This window comes from Halorubrum sp. Hd13, assembly GCF_002252755.1.
Taxonomy (GTDB): domain Archaea; phylum Halobacteriota; class Halobacteria; order Halobacteriales; family Haloferacaceae; genus Halorubrum.
Genome location: NZ_NHOY01000043.1, coordinates 40,117 through 59,027, shown reverse-complemented (window position 1 = coordinate 59,027; position 18,911 = coordinate 40,117). Strand labels below are relative to the sequence as shown.

The 18,911-nt window shown below is 67.7% G+C and carries 15 protein-coding genes; 9 read left to right on the top strand and 6 right to left on the bottom strand.

Annotation, left to right across the window (positions count from 1 at the left end):
* Positions 1–155 precede the first annotated feature (155 nt).
* From gltB to DJ81_RS06205, 4 genes are all read right to left on the bottom strand, one after another.
* Positions 156–4,820 carry a glutamate synthase large subunit gene (gltB, locus tag DJ81_RS06215; protein WP_094588986.1) on the bottom strand — a complete coding sequence of 1,555 codons (4,665 nt, stop codon included), beginning with the start codon at positions 4,818–4,820 and terminating at the stop codon, positions 156–158.
* Positions 4,821–5,106: 286 nt separating this feature from the next.
* Complete coding sequence (locus tag DJ81_RS19115) at positions 5,107–5,274, bottom strand: HEWD family protein (protein ID WP_170938259.1); 168 nt, start codon at positions 5,272–5,274, stop codon at positions 5,107–5,109.
* Between the two features lie 61 nt (positions 5,275–5,335).
* Positions 5,336–6,694, bottom strand: coding sequence for a PGF-CTERM sorting domain-containing protein (locus DJ81_RS06210; protein WP_249269091.1), 1,359 nt, complete (start codon positions 6,692–6,694; stop codon positions 5,336–5,338).
* Between the two features lie 1,738 nt (positions 6,695–8,432).
* The gene (locus DJ81_RS06205; protein ID WP_094588983.1) at positions 8,433–9,101 is read right to left on the bottom strand and encodes a DUF6517 family protein; all 669 of its coding nucleotides are present in this window, start codon (positions 9,099–9,101) and stop codon (positions 8,433–8,435) included.
* Positions 9,102–9,299: 198 nt separating this feature from the next.
* On the opposite strand from DJ81_RS06205, the gene DJ81_RS06200 reads away from it, so the two are divergent.
* A complete protein-coding gene (locus tag DJ81_RS06200) occupies positions 9,300–10,040 on the top strand; it encodes a hypothetical protein (protein ID WP_094588991.1) in 741 nt (246 codons plus the stop codon).
* 201 nt (positions 10,041–10,241) lie between these two features.
* Complete coding sequence (locus DJ81_RS06195) at positions 10,242–10,748, top strand: peroxiredoxin (protein ID WP_094524561.1); 507 nt, start codon at positions 10,242–10,244, stop codon at positions 10,746–10,748.
* A gap of 79 nt (positions 10,749–10,827) precedes the next feature.
* Here DJ81_RS06195 and DJ81_RS06190 read toward each other — a convergent pair whose 3' ends face one another.
* Both DJ81_RS06190 and DJ81_RS06185 read right to left on the bottom strand, forming a co-directional pair.
* On the bottom strand, positions 10,828–11,403 hold the full coding sequence (locus DJ81_RS06190) for a hypothetical protein (protein ID WP_094526609.1): 576 nt from the start codon (positions 11,401–11,403) through the stop codon (positions 10,828–10,830).
* A gap of 1 nt (position 11,404) precedes the next feature.
* Complete coding sequence (locus DJ81_RS06185) at positions 11,405–12,751, bottom strand: alkaline phosphatase family protein (protein ID WP_094588981.1); 1,347 nt, start codon at positions 12,749–12,751, stop codon at positions 11,405–11,407.
* Positions 12,752–12,840: 89 nt separating this feature from the next.
* On the opposite strand from DJ81_RS06185, the gene DJ81_RS06180 reads away from it, so the two are divergent.
* The 7 genes from DJ81_RS06180 (at position 12,841) to DJ81_RS06150 (ending at position 18,840) form a co-directional block, all read left to right on the top strand.
* Positions 12,841–13,758, top strand: coding sequence for a PhzF family phenazine biosynthesis protein (locus DJ81_RS06180; protein ID WP_094588979.1), 918 nt, complete (start codon positions 12,841–12,843; stop codon positions 13,756–13,758).
* Positions 13,759–13,891: 133 nt separating this feature from the next.
* Positions 13,892–14,086, top strand: a complete 195-nt coding sequence (locus tag DJ81_RS06175; RefSeq protein WP_094524557.1) for a hypothetical protein — start codon at positions 13,892–13,894, stop codon at positions 14,084–14,086.
* A gap of 79 nt (positions 14,087–14,165) precedes the next feature.
* Complete coding sequence (locus DJ81_RS06170) at positions 14,166–15,116, top strand: calcium/sodium antiporter (protein WP_094588977.1); 951 nt, start codon at positions 14,166–14,168, stop codon at positions 15,114–15,116.
* Between the two features lie 158 nt (positions 15,117–15,274).
* The gene (locus DJ81_RS06165; protein WP_094588975.1) at positions 15,275–16,843 is read left to right on the top strand and encodes a D-aminoacyl-tRNA deacylase; all 1,569 of its coding nucleotides are present in this window, start codon (positions 15,275–15,277) and stop codon (positions 16,841–16,843) included.
* A 101-nt stretch (positions 16,844–16,944) separates the two neighbouring features.
* On the top strand, positions 16,945–18,099 hold the full coding sequence (ftsZ, locus tag DJ81_RS06160; protein WP_094524554.1) for a cell division protein FtsZ: 1,155 nt from the start codon (positions 16,945–16,947) through the stop codon (positions 18,097–18,099).
* A gap of 112 nt (positions 18,100–18,211) precedes the next feature.
* Positions 18,212–18,388: a protein translocase SEC61 complex subunit gamma gene (locus tag DJ81_RS06155; protein ID WP_092566712.1), complete on the top strand. Its 177-nt coding sequence runs from the start codon at positions 18,212–18,214 to the stop codon at positions 18,386–18,388.
* Positions 18,388–18,840: a transcription elongation factor Spt5 gene (locus DJ81_RS06150; RefSeq protein WP_094524553.1), complete on the top strand. Its 453-nt coding sequence runs from the start codon at positions 18,388–18,390 to the stop codon at positions 18,838–18,840. Before DJ81_RS06155 ends, DJ81_RS06150 begins: the two co-directional genes overlap by 1 nt.
* The last annotated feature ends 71 nt before the right edge of the window (positions 18,841–18,911 follow it).

Genomic DNA, 18,911 nt, shown 5'->3' with positions numbered 1-18,911 from the left:
TTCTTAACTTAACATCACCGGCCGGAGGCGGTTAAACAATCAAATAGGTGGGATATGTGCCGGTGTCCGTGACGCCACTTCAGACGGCTACCGTCGGGGACGCCCGGAATCTCGGGCACGTTCCTCCTCGGGGGAAAGCCCCGGCGACCGCCCGATCAGTCGTCGCCTGACGCCTGCTCGGTCGGATCGCTGACGGCGCCCGGGACGGCCTCGGCCGGCTCCGGGGGCTCGTCGCGCACGTCGGCGCCCTTGCCCTCGGCGATGACGTTGGCGTACGCGTCGGGGAAGACGCGGACGAAGTCGTTCAGCGTCGCCGCCCAGTCGTCGAGCAGCTCGGCCGCGCGGTCGCTGCCGGTGTACGCGCGGTGGTTCTCCACGAGCCGGCGCAGCATGCGCTCGTCCGAGTCGTCGAGCGTCGCCGAGACGGAGACCATCCCGCGGTTCACGCGCTCGTCGAACCGGTCGTCGGGGTCGTGCACGTAGGCGACGCCGCCGGACATCCCGGCCGCGAAATTCCGGCCCGTGTCGCCGAGCACGGCGACGACGCCGCCGGTCATGTACTCGCAGCCGTGGTCGCCGACGCCCTCGACGACCGCCCGTACGCCGGAGTTGCGGACGCCGAACCGCTCGCCGGCGACGCCGTTGACGTACACCTCGCCGTCCGTGGCGCCGTAGAGGCCGACGTTGCCGGCGACGACGTTCTCGGCCGGGTCGTAGCCGGCCTCCTCGGGGGTGTTGACCACGATCCGACCGCCCGAGAGCCCCTTTCCGAGGTAGTCGTTGGCGGCGCCGGTCAGCTCGAGGGTGACGCCGGACGCGAGGAACGCGCCGAAGCTCTGGCCGGCGTAGCCGTCGAACCGGCAGCTGATGGTGTCGTCCGGGAGCCCGTCGCCGCCGTGTTCGCTGACGACGCGGTTCGAGAGCGTCGCGCCGACCGCGCGGTCGACGTTCTCCACGTCGCGGGTGAGCGCGACGGGCGCGCCGTCCTCGATGGCCGGGGCCGCCTCGTCGATGAGGTCCCAGTCGAGCAGCGCCTCGATGTCGGCGTCGTCCTGCTCGCGCGTCTTGGTCCGGGCGTCGCCCGCGGGCTCGGCGATCACCGACGACAGGTCGAGGTGCTTCGCCTTCTCGTGGTCCGTCTCGCGCTGCGAGAGCAGCTCGGGGCGCCCGATGAACTCCTCGACCTCGGTGTAGCCGAGCTCCGCCATGAGCTCGCGGAGCTCCTGGGCGATGAACGTCATGTAGTTGATGACGTGGTCCGGCTGGCCGGGGAAGCGCTGGCGGAGGTCCTCCCGCTGGGTCGCGACGCCGACCGGACAGGTGTTCTCGTGGCACTGCCGGGCCATCACGCAGCCGGACGTGACGAGCGACGCCGTGCCGAACACGTACTCCTCTGCGCCCAGCGCGGCCGCGACCGCGACGTCGCGGCCGGTCTTGAGCCCGCCGTCCGCGGTGACGCGGATGCGGTCGCGCAGGCCCGTCGCGCGGAGCATCTGGTTCGTCTCGGCGAGCCCGAGCTCCCACGGGAGCCCCGCGTTCTTGATGGAGGTCTTCGGGGACGCGCCCGTCCCGCCGGAGTGCCCGGAGACGTGGACGACGTCCGCGTTCGCCTTCGCGACGCCCGCCGCGATGGTGCCGATGCCGGCCTCAGACACCAGCTTCACGTTGACGTCGGCGTCGGGGCTCGCGGCCTTCAAGTCGAAGATGAGCTGCTTGAGGTCCTCGATCGAGTAGATGTCGTGTTGCGGCGGCGGCGAGATGAGCCCGACGCCCGGCGTCGAACACCGGACGTGCGCGATCATCTCGTTGACCTTCTCGCCGGGGAGGTGGCCGCCCTCGCCGGGCTTGGACCCCTGCGCCATCTTGATCTGCAGCTCGTCCGCGCTCGCGAGGTAGTCGGCGGTGACGCCGAACCGGCCGGAGGCGACCTGCTTGACCGAACACGCCTTCTCGGTGCCGAACCGCTCCGGCGGCTCGCCGCCCTCGCCGGTGTTCGACTTCGCACCGATCCGGTTCATCGCGATCGCGTTGTTCTCGTGGGCCTCCGGCGAGATGCTCCCGAGGCTCATCGCGGCCGTCGAGAAGCGCTCGACGACCGACTCGACCGGCTCGACCTCGTCGACCGGCACCGGGTCGCGGTCCGACTCGAACTCGAGGAGTCCGCGAAGCGTCTGCAGCGCTTCGGACTGGTCGTTCACCAGCTCCGCGAACTCCTGATACTGCTCGTAGTCGCCGCCCCGGACCGCCTGCTGGAGCGTCCCGACCGTCTGCGGGTTCCAGCCGTGTTTGATCCCCGACGAGCGGTGCTCGTACTCGCCGGTGGTCTCCAGTTCGGGGTCGGCGCCGAACGCCATCGCGTGGCGCGTCCGGAGGTCGTCTTCGATCTCCCCGATCCCGATCCCCTCGGTGCGGATCTCGGTCCCCTCGAAGTACTCGCCGACGAACTCGGAGCTGAGTCCGACCGCCTCGAAGATCTGGGCGCCCTGGTACGACTCCATCGTCGAGATGCCCATCTTCGCCATCGTCTTGAGCAGCCCGTCCTCCAGAGCGCCCCGGTACGCCGCGAGCGCCTCCGCCTCGTCGGCCCCGTCGGGCCCCGCGACGACGTCGGAGATGGAGTCGTACGCGAGGTACGGGTCGACCGCGTCGGCGCCGTAGCCGACGAGCGTCGCGACGTGGTGTACCTCGTGCGGCTCGCCCGACTCGACGACGATGCCGGCGCGGTTCCGCAGCCCGTTCCGAACGAGGTGGTGGTGGGCCGCGCCGGTTGCCAACAGGCTCGGGACGGCGAGCCGGTCGGGGCCGACCGCGCGGTCCGAGAGGACGACCACGTCGGTGCCGTCTCTGATCGCGGCCGCGACCTCGTTGCGGATCTCCGTCACGGCGTCGACGAGCGACGCCTCCCGATCGTACGTGATATCGACCGTCGCCGAGGAGAACGCCGGGCCCTCGCCGTCGACGGGCTCGCCGTCCAACGCCTTCAGCGCGGCCGTGTCGGCGTCGGTGAGTATCGGCGACTCCGAGACGATCTGCTCGGCGTGCTCGGGGGTCTCGTCGAGCAGGTTCCGCTGGTTCCCGATCCGGGTCTCCAGCGAGGTGACGAGCTCCTCGCGGATGTAGTCGATCGGCGGGTTCGACACCTGCGCGAACAGCTGCTTGAAATAGGTGAACAGGGGGCGGTCGACGTCGGCGAGCACCGACAGCGGCGTGTCGTCGCCCATCGACCCGACCGGATCCTTCCCGTCTTTCGCCATCGGCTCGACGAGGTGGTTCAGCGAGTCGGTGGTGTAGCCGAACGCGGCCTGGTGGGACCGGACGGTCATCTCGTCGTCGCTCTCGGCGTCGACTCCGCGTCCCTCGTCGCTCTCGACGTTGTCTCCGCTACCGACCTCGGCCGTGACCTCGTCGAGGCCGATCTGACGCTCGTCGACCCACTCGCCGTACTTCTCGTCGGTGAGCTCGTCGAACACCTCGTCGTCCGGGACGATCCGCCCCTCCTCGGGGTCGGCGACGAAGATTTCGCCGGGCTGGAGCCGCCCGCGGCGCCGGACGTCGGCGGGGTCGGTCGGCAGCGCGCCGACCTCGCTCCCGACGACGAGCCGGTTGTCGTCGGTCACCTCGTACCGGCACGGGCGGAGCCCGTTGCGGTCGAGGACGCCGGCCACGCGGTCGCCGTCGAAGCCGATGACGAGGGCGGGGCCGTCCCACGGCTCGACGAGCGAGGCGTGGTAGTCGTAGAAGTCGGTGCGGGCCGCGTCCATCAGGTCGTCGTCGCGGAACGCCTCCGGGATCAGCATCCGGAGGGTGTGCGGGAGGTCCCGGCCGGCCTGCAGGAGGAGTTCGACCGCGTTGTCGACGCTCGCGGTGTCGGACTGGTTCGGGTCGTCGATCACCGGCTTGATCGTGTCGAGCTCGGCGCCGAACGCCGGGTGGTCGAGGTCGTTCTCGCGGGCGCGCATCCAGTTGACGTTCCCGCGGATCGTGTTGAACTCGCCGTTGTGGACGATGTTACGGTACGGGTGCGCGAGGTGCCACGCCCCGAGCGTGTTCGTCGAGAACCGCGCGTGGACCAAGGCGACGTGGCTGGCGAAGCGCTCGTCGGTCAGGTCCGGGTAGTAGCCGGCGAGCTGCGAGCCCTTCAGCAGGCCCTTGTAGACGACGCGCTGGCGGTCGAGCGAGCAGACGTAGAACCGGCCGGCGCCGTCGACGTCGGCGACCGCGTTCTCGATCTCGCGTCGGGCGGCGTAGAGCGCGCGGTCGAAACCGAGGAGCTCCGGGTCGACGTCGTCGGGGCGGGTCTCCTCGCTGGTGAACCGCTCGGCGAGGCCGGCCCCCTCGACGGGCGCGGCGAACAGCTGGGCGATCTCCGGCTCGGAGTCGAGCGCGGTCGCGCCGAGGTCCGCGTTGTCCGTCGGCACGGAGCGCCACGCGAGCACTTCCAGCCCGTAGACGGAGAACACCTCGGCGATGACGTCGTGGATCTCGGCCTGGACGCTCCCCTCGGTCGGCATGAAGACGGAGCCGACCGCGTACTCGTCGGGCAGGTCGGCGTCGACGACGTCGCGGAAGAAGCCGTCCGGGCGCGCGACCATGATGCCGGCCCCGTCGCCGGTGTTCTCCTCTGCGCCCGTGGTCCCGCGGTGCTCGAGGTTCTCCAGCAACCGGACCGCGTCGGTCACGGTCTCGTGGTTCGGGTCTCCGTCCAGGTCGACGATCCCGCCGATCCCGCAGTTCGACCGTTCGTCTGATACGTCCGCAAGCCCCCCACCGTGGCCCGAGGGTTCCGACTCCCCCCGGGTGTCACTACGTGGCTCGGTCATGCACACCACTCACAGATTATCACTTAAAGGTATAACCCTGATACGGGTAGGATCCATCGTACACACATTAGGGAATATAAGGTAATTATTCATCAGGGGTGAATAACACTCGATACGATCACGGTTCGATCACTTATATCCGAACTGAGGGGAGAAACTCCGTTCGAGTCGACGCTGACCGCGCCGAGACCGAGTTAGTTTCCGGAGATCGATCCGCTATCGTCAATCGGCGACGGTGCGGCATCGCCGGCCGTGACCGGATCGGTCGTCGACTCAAAACGCGCGGTCACTCGCGAAGCGGTGTGAACGTCCCGTTGATGTCCCACTCGTGGATGCAGTAGACCTCGCCCGGTTCGTCGGCGATCTGCCAGCCGGTGGCCTCATCGTCCCACCGCTCCCGGCGACCGCACAGCTCGCACTCGCGTTCCTGCGGCGGGGTGATGGTCACGCTCATACCCGACGGGAGGAGGCGATCCAGCAAAAGGATACCGCTGCGAGGGCGTCGCGGCGTCGCCTCACGGCTCCCGACCCCGTCGGCGCGCGGCGAGCCGCCCGGCGAGCAGGAACGCGACCACGGTGACGAGCGGACCGAACCCGGGGACGTCGTCGGCGGTCGTCCGGATCGGCGCGTCGTCGTAGGTCGGGGTCTGGGGTTCCGCGTCCGCCGCGTCCGATTTCGCCGTCGAATCTGAGCCCCCGCGCGATCGCGAGTCGCCCGCATTCGTCCCCGCGGCCTCGTCGGTACCGGATACCCCGTCGGTACCGGCGGCCTCGTCGCTCCCCGCGTCCGCACCGGTCGTGCCGGCGCCACCGCGGTCCGCGCCCGTTTCGGAGCGCGCGATTTCACCTCCCGACGGGGCGGCGCCCGTATCGACGGGCACCGACGTACGCGAGACGGACGCGGGCGATCCGGTATGATTCTCGCGCGCGATCGGCCGGACGTCGGCGAGCGGACGGACGCCGAACTGGCCCCCGCTCACTCGGAGATCGGGCCGCGGCCCGGTACCGGTCGCGTCCCCCGGCGCCTCCGCCTTGCCGCCGCTCGGTTGGGAGCCCGTCTCGGGTGGCGACCCGGTCGGCCCGCCGCCGGTAGTTCCGCCTCCGCCTGTCGATGGGCCCCCGCCGGACGTCCCGCCGCCGGTCGGTTCGCCGACCGGTCCTCCGCCCTCCGGCCCGCCCGCGCTACCACCGCCCGCGCTACCACCGCCTCCGAGCGAGTCGCCACCCTCTGAGTCGCCGTCCGCCTCGTCCGGCGGCGGTACCTCGAACGTCAGCGTCGTCGACGCGCTGTGATCGCTCGCCGAGTCCGACGCGGCTTCGCGCAGTCGTTCGTCGGTCACCCGGAACTCCGCGGTGAAGTCCTCCCCGCCCGCGGGCGTCTCGTCGGTCGCGAGGGCGTCGTCGCCCTCTGCGATGAGGTAGAGTCCCTCGTCGTCGATGTGAACGGAGGAGTTCTTCGGAGCCGCTCCCACCGCGCCGGTTCGGTCGTCACCCGTCGCCGCCGAGAGCGTCGACGCGTTCGACCGCACGCCGAACGCGAGTCCGTCGAGCCGGGCTAGGTCGGCGCCCGACTCCGTGGTCGCGTTCCGCGCGGCCGGCAACCCGGTCAGTCCCGTGGCGTTGACGGCGTACACCACGGTGTCGTCCGCGGTGACGGTCGACGTCGGCGAGAGCGTTCCGTCCTCGATCGCTCGGCGCACCGCGCCGGCCGTCCCGAGAGCGTCCCGATCGAGGGTGGTCGTCGCGTAGGCGTTCAGCCCGCTCGTCGACCGATTCCCGACTGTGACAGTCGCCTCGTCGCTCGTCTCGGCGAGCCCCTGTGCGGAACGGACCTCGATCCGGTACTCTCCCGGCGGGAGCGTCCCGTTCGACACTGATGTGTCGACCGATTCGACGGTCGCCCCCGGTCCCGCGGTGACGAGGCTGTCCGTCAGTGATTCGTTACCGAGCGCGTACGTGTTGAGACCGACCGAAGTGCGTCCGGACGACGGTGTGGAGAGATTAGCAGTTGCGAGTGTGTTGTTCGTATATGCGTCAGAAATTTCTAAACTGACTTTGGGGGTATGATGATACAACATATAATCGGATTGTACTCCGATTCTTGCTTCTTTCTTGATATCAGAAAATTCTACTTTTTGATCACTACCTCCAATTAACTTGAACTGGTTTTTCTTCTCAAATCCGCTGCCGGCGAGCGAATACTCACCTGTCTGCAAGCCAGTTGTATTAAAAATCACATCCTCTGTGTCATCCAGATAGGTTCCTAATCCAACTATTTTTGAAGTGTTATTTGTTACTCTCTTATGTAACTTAATAGAACTTGTTGAGGATGAGTTATTGTTGAAAAGAATAACTTCTCCAGAATACAACTGCCTGCCAGTGTAATTCGTGTCATTGAACTCACGATCAAGCTTGCTACCATTGTTTACTTGTGAGGGTAAACTGGAAATGCGTATATTCGCACTGTCTGACACATCTCCCTGTACAAATTGACCTTTTATATCGGAATTTGGTAATCGTTTCGTTGAGGTCAAATTAACAGGTTTGTCTAATTCTTGTCCCTTCGCAAGCCGGACAGTTGCTACGTATTGATTACTGTGCCAAATTCTACTTTTATTTCCATCAGCGTCTCTAACGGGGATTTTGACCCCACTGTTCATACCAACAAGAACATCTGAGTACCCAACATATTCGTCATAGATAATTTTATTATTAGCGGTGATCGGATGGATAGAAATAATATATGGAGTGTTCATCCCGATCGTGTCTCGTACTTCAGATGTTGCTACAGAGATGTTGGCTACTCGTCCTTCACTATATTCTTGATTTTTAAACTCAACAGTACCTAAGTACACGTGCGCGCTTTCTTTATCAATTGCAGACTCTTTCGCCTGATCAGATAGCTTTGTATTGATCATGTCCTGATCAATGCTAATTCTCTCACTCGGTATGAGGTACACCTCAATCTCCCCACCAAGATTTGATGTATTGAGTGAAATCTTGTCTTTACTGTTTATCTCTCTCACTGTGAGGGAGTTATAACCAACAATGTCGCTATCTTCTCCGTCAGTAATAACAACAGTTGAATTTACTTCTGAATCAATTTTACTGGTTGTCACTCCAGATTCGGTTCTGCTGTTTCTAACAAAATTCGTAGAAACTGTTGCCTGATCTTGAACGATGATAGAGCCATTAATAGAATCAAAATCTCCTGAATTTGATATATTGGGCGACCGACTCCCATTCGTTTCCGCAGCCGCCAGAGTCACCCCAACTGCGACAGCCGAAAGTCCGATAACGCAGATGACTAGGAGTGCCGTCAATCGGCGTTGGATTGAGTTTCTTGGATCCATCGTAACGACCCACAATCGACAGAGCCGCGGCTAGGAGAGCGCCCGAGTCGTGGGAATCGACGAGCTCGCAACCCTGCCGTCGGCTGGTCTTCGTGGAACACGCTCACTCGGTTGATTGTTTATTAAAGGATTAACGGACGTAGAAGCTTCTAATCGCGGAAACAACGACGATATAATCGCTTCGACTCCGGCGATCCGAGCGGCCGCTCTGCGTCGCTAGAGCGCTCGAAAAGACGGGACTGGCGCGCTGGCGGTCGGGCTAGTGTTCGACCTGTTCCATCAGCGAGAGGACGGCGTCCCGGGCGTCGACCGCGGTCGGGTGGACGCCGACGAGCGCGACCACGTCCCCGTCGTGTTGGACGGTCGCGACGTAGAGGAACGCCGGGACGTCCTCGGTACTCCCGCTCTGGTTGTTCCCGGCCTCGACCTCCGCGTTTATCGTGGTTTCGAGGACCGACACCTCGGTCTCCTGTCCGAGGACGGTCCGCGTCTCGGAGCCGCGGTTCTCGATGTCCTCGGCCTCCACGTCGGTGCCCTCGCCGCCGATTCCGCGCTGGTCGGCCTGTTCTAACAGCCGGCGGATCAGCTCCGCGTCGTCCGCGCTGACGAGAGGGTTGACCGACTGGCCACCGACCGCCGCGTCCGGCGTACTCGCCACGAACAGCGCCGACCCGTTCTCTTGGTTCTCGTACCCGGCGACCCAGGTCGTCGCCGACACCTGGGCGTTCACGCCGGCCACGTCGAACTCCTGCTCGATGGTGAACGACTCCGGCTCCTCGCCTTCGTATCCCGCATCCGAGGCCGCTTCCGACGGGACCCGAGCCGGGTCCGCGTCGTACTCGTAGCTCCCGTCCTCGCCCCCGGCGCAGCCGGCGACGGCGACGGACGTCGATGCGGCAATCGCCGCGAGCAGTCCACGTCTGTGCATGAGCAGTGTTAGGCCCGCTGTAACGCTTAAGCGTATCGGCGTGAGGTTTCCTGTCTGATAATCGACGGCGCAGGTTTGGTGTCAGGCCAACGAACGAAGAACCCGCGTTTGGTGTCAGCCCCGCGAACGAAGGCACAAAGTTCACGGTGTGGCGTGCGCGAGGTGAGCCAAATGGAACGCCGAGGACAGACAGGGCTGGTGGAAGCGCTCCTCCTTGACGTGGTTCGACTCCACGAGACGTGGATGGAGGTCGTCTTCCCGAGACAGCTCGATCCGAGCGCGGTGCTGGGGAAGTGGAAACCGGAGACCGCCGTCCAGACGGTCGGCTATTACGTCTGGGCGATACTCGGCGGACCGCTCGTCGCGGTCGCGTACCCGCTCCTGCTCGTCGGATTCGCCACGCGGTTCTACGCCGCGAAACTCGACTCGGCGGTGGCCCGCTTCGGCGTGCTCGGCGCCGTCCTCGTCGCGACGCTGGTCTGGGGGTCGCTCACACTCCTCGCGCACTTTCAACTACCGACCGAGGTGATGCTCGGGATCGGCGGCGCCAGCGTCGTCGCGGTCGTCTCCGCGGGCGCGGCCGCCGGGTTCTCGAAGGTCGGCGGACGGTTCGTCAGCGTCCTCCTCGCGTACCCGTTCGCGATGACGGCCATCTTCCTCCCGCCGGTGGTCGCCGGGCTCCTCACGCCCTCTATCTCGAACTTGGTGCTCGATCCGAGCTACGACCTCGCGGTCTGGATCCTCGACACGTTCCTCGCCGTCGGCGGGATCAACGAGACGCTCCGCGGCGCCTTCGACTTGGAGACGTTCGGCGAGCAGTGGGGCGTCGCCGGCCTGGGCTACGTCCTGATGTGGCTGGGCATCTCCGTCCCGCTCGGGTGGTTCCTCGGCGTGCTCGTCTCGCTCGCGAACCTGATCCGGCCGCGGTCCGACGCCTGAATCCCGCACTGGTCGACACCCGTCGCGGTCGAAGCGCCCACTTGTCCGCTCGAAGGCGCCTCAGGCGTGCTTTTCGTTGCTCCCGCCGCCCGAGATCGGCTCCGGAATCGGACCGGCGTCGACACCGGCGCCGCCGGTCCCCCGCGAGGTGGGCACGCGTGGCGACCGTGCGGTGCCGCTACCAGTCCACGCCAGAGTAAAATGGGTGACCGTTCAATCGCAGGCGTGTCACTCGAACGCTCTCAGGCACCCGATTTCACGCTCGAATCCACGGCCGGCGAGAAAGTAACTCTTTCTGATACTTTGGAGGACGGTCCGAGTGTCGTGCTGATCAACCGCGGGCACTGGTGTAGTTTCTGTGCGGAACAGCTCCAGACCTTCAGCGAGGTCTCCTACGACCTCTGGTTCAACGACGGCGTGGACATCCTCCCTGTCGTGACCGATTCGATCGGGCCGCTCACAGAGATGCGCGACCGGTACGATCTCGACGTTCAGTTGCTTAGCGACCCCGGCGGCGAGGTCGCGTCGCAGTACAGCGGGACCGAAGAGACCGGCAGGGGGACCACGGGAATCGCCGCGACGTACGTGATCGACGGCGACGGTAACGTCCGGTACGAACAGGTCGCCGACCACCCGGGCGATCGGACTTACGGTAACTTCGTGCGCTACTTCATCCGTGGGGACTTCGCCGATCCGTTCGACGGGTAACTGCTACATCGGTCCTTTCGAGCGGTGGACGATGCGATCACGCTCTCGCTTCGGAACCGGAAGCGCTTGTTCACGCGGATCAGGTCTCGTCGTCGGCGTCGGGGTCGAACCGTTCGGCGGCGGTCCCGAACGAGAGTTCCTCCTGTTGACGACCGTTGCGGCTCTCTCGCTCCGCGATCGCCTCGGGATCCGGACTCGCGTCGTCGTCGATCCGCGCGAACGACTTGTGGACCTTCGTGTGGCACCAGCGACACAACGCGACCGTTATCTCGTGGGGGCCGGCCTCGCCCTCCTCGTCGCCGTCGGCGTTCCCGTTACCCGCCTCGCCGCCGCCCGCGCTCCCGTACGAGAGGTGGTGTTCCTCAACCAGCGGTCGCTCGTCGTCGTGGGCGATACGCACCTCTTCGAGCCCGCAGCGGTGACACTCGCGACCGTCGGTCGTCGAGCGGTAGTGGGGACATCGGCGCCAGGCGCCGTCGGGACCGACGTGGCAGGCGTAGCCGTCTGCGCGGCGGGCCGCGGCGAACGCCGGGTCGTCGCCGGCGCGCGTCAGCGCGAACCGACAGCGACCGTCGTCGGTCAGGTGGTCGCAGACGCCGGCGACCGCGTACGGGTCGTCGACGCCGACCGGGGTCCCGTCCGGCGTCCGTTCCATCTCAGATCAGGCTCGCGCCGTCGAGGTCGGTCCGTCCGTAGTCGACGTCGAGCAGCCGCAGGAGGGTCGGCGCGACGTCGAGGAGGTCCGCGTCCTCGATGTTCGAGTCCGGGTGGTCGATGAACAGGGCGGCGTCCTCGAACGTGTGCATCCCCGTCCGCGGGCCGTCCGGGTCGAACACCTCGTCGTGGGAGCGGAAGCCGGACTTGAGGTCGAACCCCTCGTTCGGGATGACGACGAGGTCCGGGGCGATTTCGTCGTGGTCGCCGCGGAAGACGGTCTCGCGCTCGACGACGCGCTTCGCGACCGGCTTCCCGTCGGGACCCTCCCACGCCTTGAGAGCATCCTGTAGCTCGGCGCGCACGGACTCGTACTCCGACTCGGGCACGACTCCTTCCGGTTCGCGCCCCTCCAAGTTGAGGTAGAACCGACCGGGAACGAGCGAGTAGGCGCGGGTGTCCTCGTCGATGTCGGTCAACGCGCCGTGGTCGGCGTCGCCGTACGAGAGCCAGCCCTCTCGCTCCAGCCACTCGTTGCAGTAGACGTCGTAGCGGAGCCGCGCGAACCCGTGGGTCGAGCCCACGACGAGGCGGACGTCGTCGGGGATCGCCTTCCGGATCGCGCCGATGTGCTCGTCGAGCGCGGCGTAGAACTCCAGGAGCTCCTCGCGGTACGCCCCGTCCTCCGCGTAATCGCCCCACAGGAAGTGGTTGATCCGGTCCGGCGCCGTGAACACGCCGACGAACAGGTCCCAGTCGTCGCGCTCGACGTACCGGGAGAAGGCGGCGGCGCGGGCGTCGAGCGTCTCCCGCGCGTGCTCGACGAACTCCGATTTGTCCGCCTTGTGCCCCAGCTTCGCGTTCACCGACAGCCGGTAGTCGCTCTCGGTGAGGTACTCCCGGAGCTCGTCGGGGTGGGCGGCCTTGTCCACGTCGGGCGAGAGGTAGCCCGACACCATCCGCTGAACCGTCCGCTGGGGCGGGAACGTGACGGGGACGTTCATCACCGTCGTGTCGAGTCCGGCGTCGGTGGCGCGGTCCCACACGCGGGTCGACTGGACGTCCCGGCCCATCGGCACGTAGGTGTCGTAGGACCCGATCTCTCGGTCCTGAAACCCGAACACGCCGGTTTCGCCGGGGTTCTGGCCGCTGGTCAGGACGGGCCAGCACGCGCTCGACTCCGGCGGCACGGCGCTGTCGATCGCTCCGCCGTCGCCGTCGTCGGCGATCGCCGACAGCGTCGGGAACGTGTCCGGGTTGTCGGCGACGAGACCGTACGGGAGACCGTCGATCCCGATGAACGCCACGCGCGGGGTGTCGTTCCCGCGTAACCGGTCGAAGAGGCCCATAGGGGTACATCCGGCGTGGAGGGCAAAAGGGTTGACATCGCCCCCAGTCGGCTCGGGACCCTTTTGAGGCCGCCCCACGAGGGTGACGCATGGAGACGCGACGCGCGCTGCTCGTCGACGCGTTCACGGACGAACCGCTTGCCGGGAACGTCGCCGGCGTCCTCCCGGACGCCGCGGGACTGAGCGACGATCGGATGGGGCGAGTCGCCGCCGAGCTCGGCGCCTCCGAGACCGCGTTCCGCTTCGAGGCGGGCGACGGCGCCGACGAGCGGCTCCGCTACTTCACCCCCTCCACGGAGGTCGATCTCTGCGGCCACGCCACGATCGCGAGCTACGCCGCGCTGTACGCCGCGGGGGAGATCGACGCCGGCGAGCGAACGCTCCGGACGAACGTCGGCGACCTCTCTATCCGCGTCGACGACGACGGCACCGTCTGGATGCGGCAGAACCCGCCGACTGTCGAGGCGGTGGACGAGACGGAACTCGACGCCGACCGGCTCGGCGACGCGCTCGGGATCGACCCCGCGGCCCTCCGGGACGTGGGGGCCGACCTCCCCGTCGCCGTCGCCTCGACCGGGCTCCCGTGGCTCGTCGTCCCCGTCAACTTCCTCGAACGCCTCGGGGAGGCGGAGCCCGACGCGGCCGCCGTCGAGGACATCTCGAACGCCCACGACGCCGCCGGGATCTACGCGTTCACGTTCGACGCGATCGACGCGGCGTCGACCCTCCACGGCCGGGCGTTCGCGCCCGCCGTCGGCGTCGCCGAGGACCCCGTGACGGGCACGGCCAGCGGCGCGGTCGGGGCGTACCTCCGGTCCGTCGACGCGTTCGACGGCGACTTCCCCGATGAGCTCCGGTTCGAGCAGGGGCACTTCGTCGACCGCCCCGGGCACGTCAGGGTGCGAGTCGAGGGCGACGAGGTCCGGGTCGGCGGCCGCGCGGTCGTCTCGACCGAGGGGGAGCTGACGCTGCCGGCGGAACGCGAGGACGATATCATCGAGGCGTGAGCCGCGAGGGGGCGCCGTTCCGGGAAACGGGTCCGGGAATCCGTTTCGGGGGCGTCGGACGGAGCGATCGGCCCGGCGACGCCGGGCCGACCGGGAGCCGAACCCTTAGGTTCGCGCGAACCGTACCGCGGGCATGGAGTTCGACCTGCCCCGCGCGGCCGGTATCGTCGTGTTGATCGTCGCCCTCGGCACCGCCGGCGTCGCCGTCGGGACGCCGATGGGGTTCCAGACGACGCTGATGATGGTTCTCCCGTCGATGCTCGTCTTCGGCGCCATCGCGTTCGTCGTCGGAATGAAACACGGCGAGTTCCGCGCGACGCGGGCCTGAGCCGGCGGACCGATCCGAGTCCGGGCCCGGCCGCCCCGAACCACGGCGCTTTTTAAAACGCGACCGACTACCGAGAGCCGTGTTGCTCGGGTCGCCGCTCACGGAACTGCTGCTCCTCGTCGGGGGCGCCGCCCTCCTGTACGCTGGCGCCGAACTCCTCGTCAAGGGCGCCAGCGACCTGGCGCTCGCCGTCGGCCTGAAGGCGTCGACGGTCGGGGTCACCGTCATCGCGTTCGCGACGACCGCCCCCGAGCTGTTCGTCTCCCTCCTCGGCGCCGTCACCGTGTCGACGGACGTGGGGCTCGGGACGATCCTCGGGTCGAACATCGCGAACATCGGGCTCGTGTTGGGGGTCTCCGCGCTGATCCGGCCCCTCAACGTCTCCGAGACGGTGTTCGAGCGCCACGTTCCCTTCATGCTGCTCGCCGCGCTGCTGCTCGTGGGGCTCGGCTGGAACGGGCGCATCGGCCGACCGGGCGGACTCCTCCTGCTCGGGACGCTCGTGGCGTTCACCGTCGTGGTCATGCGCCGGATCCGGCAGACCCAGTCCGGCATCTCCACCGCGGAGCGCGCGGAGATGCCGGACGCCAGCCTCCGCGACGTCACCGCCGTGGTCGGCGGGATCGCCGCGCTGGTGCTCGGGTCGCGGTGGCTGATCGACGGCGGGGAGTCGCTGCTCTCCGCGGCCGGCTTCTCCGACATCTTCATCGGGCTCACGGTGCTCGCGCTGGGTACCTCGCTCCCCGAGCTGGCGGCGAGCGTCGTCGCCGCCGTGCGCGGCGAGGCGGAGTTCAGCGTCGGCAACATCGTCGGATCGAACATCTACAACATCCTCGCAGTCATCGGGATCATCGCGGTCATTCGGCCGATCGGCGTGAGCCCCGGCGTCCGCGGCTTCGAGTTCCCCGCGCTGCTCGCGTTCACCGTCGGGCTCGTCGGGATCATGTATCGCGGCGATCGGATCACCCGGGTCGACGGCGCGGTCCTCGTCGCCGGCTACGGCGTGTTCGCGTACCTGCTGTTCCCGTGACCGTCCACGGACTCGCCCCGGCGATCGCCCGGAATCGCCTCGACGCCGGTTGAAGATACCCCCGACACTCTCGGAAATCGCCTCATCACCGTCGGGAATCCCCCCGATGACCGTCTGGAACCGACGCCTATTCGGTCGCTCGTCACGGAGCCGCGCCCGTGATAGCGATCGTCGTCAGCCGGGCCGACAGCGCGTCCGAACACATCGGCGAGCGCCTGCTCGCGGTCGGCGACTGGGAGGAGCGCGAGGACGAGACTCGCCCCGACGCCGCGGGCGGCGGGACCTACTACCGGACCGACGGGTTCGAGCTCCGGGAGTTCGACGACCTCCACATCGAGCTGGACGACCCGGCCGCCGCGTTCGGGAGCGACGCCGACGACGCCGATGACACAGGCGATGTCGATGATGCCGATGACAAAGGCGAGGCGGGCGACACAGGCGACGCCAATCCCGACTTCCTCGTCTTCGTCTCTAGGCACTCCGGGAAGACGGGGGAGCTGCTGACCGCCCACGTCACCGGCAACTTCGGGCCGGCGCCGTACGGCGGCGAGCCGGAGACGCTCGCGAACGCCGCCCCCGGTGCGGAGAAGCGCGTCGTCGAGGCGCTGGCGGCGCACGCCCCCGAGGGGTACGACGTCGGCATCGAGTGCACCCACCACGGGCCGACGAGCGCCTCCGTCCCCTCGCTGTTCGTCGAACTCGGCTCCGACGAGCCCCAGTGGGAGGACCGGGAGGCGGCAGAGGCGGTCGCACGGGCGGTGCTCGACCTCCGCGGGACCGGGCCGGACCTCACGGGCGACGATGACGCCCGCGCGAGCGACGGTGCGGCTGACGTGATCGACGGTACGGCTGATGCGACCGACGGTGCGGCCGACGCGGCCGACCCGGCCGACGCTCCGCCCCGCCACGTCGTCGGCTTCGGCGGCGGCCACTATGCGCCCCGGTTCACCCGGATCGTCCGCGAGACCGAGTGGGCCGTGGGCCACGTCGGCGCCGACTGGGCGCTCGGCGAGATGGGCGCGCCCGAGGCGAACCGCGAGACGATCGAGCAGGCGTTCGAGCGTAGCCGCGCGGACCGCGCCGTGATCGAGGGCGACAGGCCCGAGGTCGCGGCCGTCGTGGAGGGGCTCGGACACCGCGTCGTGAGCGAGACGTGGGTCCGGGAGGTGGGGGACCGCCCGCTCCCGCTGGTCGAGCGGTTGGAGACCGACCTCGCGACCGTCGACGAGGGACTCCGGTTCGGGGACGTCTCCCCCGCGGCGTCGGACGCCGACGCGGTCTCGGTCCGCGAGCTCCCCGCGGAGCTCCTGTCGCGGGCGCAGGGGATCGACCCGGAGGCGACCCGAGAGGCCGTGGCGGCGAACGCCGTCGCCTTCGACACGGAGCAGGCCGGCACTCGCGCGGCGGGGGCGGCCGCCTTCGCCGACCGCGCGGACACCCCCGCCTACGCCGACCTCGTCGCCGACCTCGCGGCGGTGCTCGGGGAGGGGTACGACGCCGTCGAGGTGGCGGACGACGCGGTCGTCGCCCGCGAGACCGCCTTCGACCCCGAACTGGCGCGGGACCGCGGCGTCCCGGAGGGACCGGCGTTCGGTCGGCTCGCCGACGGCGAGTCGGTCGCGGTCGACGGCGAGACGGTGACCCCGGACGAGGTGTCGCGGTCGCGGACGGAGCGGTTCCCGATCGACGTCGCGGACGTAGCAGAGTTCGCGGACGCAGAGGAGTGAAGCCGACGGCTCCCGCGCGCTCGCGCCGGTCTCTCGCCGTCTGACTCGCGTCAGACGATCGGGCAAAAATAAATACGTCCGGGTCGCAACCACACCACATAATGGATTCTATCGTGGAGGACGCCATCGACGAAGCCGAGGAATCTCCGGCGGACGACGCCGGAGAGACCGGCGCCGGCGCGAACGATGCCACCGCCGGTGCTCCGCCGCAGTCCGGAACGATGACCGACGACGAGCTGCAGGACGTCTTACAGGACCTCCAGACGAACATCACGGTCGTCGGCTGCGGTGGGGCCGGGGGCAACACGGTCAACCGAATGACCGAGGAGGGGATCCACGGGGCGAAGCTGGTCGCGGCCAACACCGACGTCCAGCACCTCGTCAACATCGAGGCGGACACGAAGATCCTGATGGGCCAGCAGAAGACCCAGGGGCGCGGCGCCGGCTCCCTTCCGCAGGTCGGCGAGGAGGCCGCTATCGAGTCGCAAGAGGAGATCCAGGACGCGATCGACGGCTCCGACATGGTGTTCGTCACCGCCGGGCTCGGCGGGGGCACCGGCACGGGCTCCGCCCCCGTCGTCGCGAAGGCCGCCCGCGAGTCGGGCGCGCTCACCATCGCCATCGTCACGACCCCGTTCACCGCCGAGGGCGAAGTCCGCCGGACGAACGCCGAGGCGGGCCTCGAACGCCTCCGCGACGTGAGTGACACGGTCATCGTCGTCCCCAACGACCGCCTGCTCGACGCGGTCGGGAAGCTCCCGGTCCGACAGGCGTTCAAGGTGTCCGACGAGGTCCTCATGCGCTCGGTGAAGGGGATCACGGAGCTCATCACGATGCCCGGCCTGGTCAACCTCGACTTCGCCGACGTCCGCACGGTCATGGAGAAGGGCGGCGTCGCGATGATCGGCCTCGGCGAGTCCGACTCCGACTCGAAGGCGCAGGACTCCGTGAAGTCCGCGCTCCGGTCGCCGCTGCTCGACGTCGACATCTCCGGCGCGAACTCCGCGCTGGTCAACGTCACGGGCGGCACCGACATGTCCATCGAGGAGGCCGAGGGCGTCGTCGAGGAGATCTACGACCGGATCGACCCCGACGCGCGGATCATCTGGGGCACCTCCGTCGACGACGAGCTGGAGGGCGAGATGCGCACCATGATCGTCGTGACCGGCGTCGAGTCGCCGCAGATCTACGGTCGGAACGGCGAGCCGCCGGAGGGAGCGGCGGCGGAGATGGAAGACATCGACTACGTGGAGTGACGCGCCGCCGCGTCCAGTCCCGATAGCGTTCCTTCTCGCGGTTTCCCGCGATCCCGGCGGATCGCCCCGCATCAAAAGGTAAAAACCGTCTCGACTCAAACCCCGTCGTAACATGGACGTTCCGTACGACCTCAACAGCTACGTTCGCGTGCTGAAACTCGCGAGCACGCCGAGCACCGACGAGTTCCTCCAGGTGTCGAAGATCGCCGGCGCCGGCATCCTCCTCGTCGGCTTCATCGGCTTCCTGATGTTCGCGATCATGAGCCTCCTGCCGGGGGTCGGCGTCTGATGCCGATCTTCTCGGTCAAGACCACAGCGAGTCAGGAGCGCACCGTCGCGGACATGCTCGCGGAGAAGGAGATGCCGGAGATCCAGGCGGTCATCGCTCCCGACCAGCTCACGAGCTACGTGATGGTCGAGGCGACGGACGGCAGCGTGTTCGCCCGGATCCTCGACGAGATCCCGCACGCCCGCGGCGTCATCCAGGGCGGCGACGGACCGGCAGAGAGCCCCTTCTCCGAGGTGGAGCACTTCCTCTCGCCGACCCCCGACGTCGAGGGGATCGCCGAGGGCGACATCGTCGAGCTGATCGCCGGGCCGTTTAAAGGCGAGAAGGCCCGCGTCCAGCGCATCGACGAGGGGAAAGACCAGGTGACCGTCGAGCTGTACGAGGCGACGGTCCCGATCCCGGTCACCGTCCGCGGCGACCAGATCCGGGTGCTCGACTCCGACGAGCGCTGACCGGCCGGGTCGCGCTCGCTTTACCCAGCTCTCCTCTCACTCTTCGCCGCTCTCCTCCCCCTTTTCGGTCC

Excerpts from the sequence above, each read along its gene's own strand:
- DJ81_RS06150 (WP_094524553.1), top strand. The coding sequence starts at position 18,388 with ATGCCGATCTTCTCGGTCAAGACCACAGCGAGTCAGGAGCGCACCGTC.
- ftsZ (WP_094524554.1), top strand. The coding sequence starts at position 16,945 with ATGGATTCTATCGTGGAGGACGCCATCGACGAAGCCGAGGAATCTCCG.
- DJ81_RS06195 (WP_094524561.1), top strand. The coding sequence starts at position 10,242 with ATGGGTGACCGTTCAATCGCAGGCGTGTCACTCGAACGCTCTCAGGCA.
- DJ81_RS06205 (WP_094588983.1), bottom strand. The coding sequence starts at position 9,101 with ATGCACAGACGTGGACTGCTCGCGGCGATTGCCGCATCGACGTCCGTC.
- gltB (WP_094588986.1), bottom strand. The coding sequence starts at position 4,820 with ATGACCGAGCCACGTAGTGACACCCGGGGGGAGTCGGAACCCTCGGGC.
- DJ81_RS06190 (WP_094526609.1), bottom strand. The coding sequence starts at position 11,403 with ATGGAACGGACGCCGGACGGGACCCCGGTCGGCGTCGACGACCCGTAC.
- DJ81_RS06155 (WP_092566712.1), top strand. The coding sequence starts at position 18,212 with ATGGACGTTCCGTACGACCTCAACAGCTACGTTCGCGTGCTGAAACTC.
- DJ81_RS19115 (WP_170938259.1), bottom strand. The coding sequence starts at position 5,274 with ATGAGCGTGACCATCACCCCGCCGCAGGAACGCGAGTGCGAGCTGTGC.
- DJ81_RS06185 (WP_094588981.1), bottom strand. The coding sequence starts at position 12,751 with ATGGGCCTCTTCGACCGGTTACGCGGGAACGACACCCCGCGCGTGGCG.
- DJ81_RS06175 (WP_094524557.1), top strand. The coding sequence starts at position 13,892 with ATGGAGTTCGACCTGCCCCGCGCGGCCGGTATCGTCGTGTTGATCGTC.
- DJ81_RS06180 (WP_094588979.1), top strand. The coding sequence starts at position 12,841 with ATGGAGACGCGACGCGCGCTGCTCGTCGACGCGTTCACGGACGAACCG.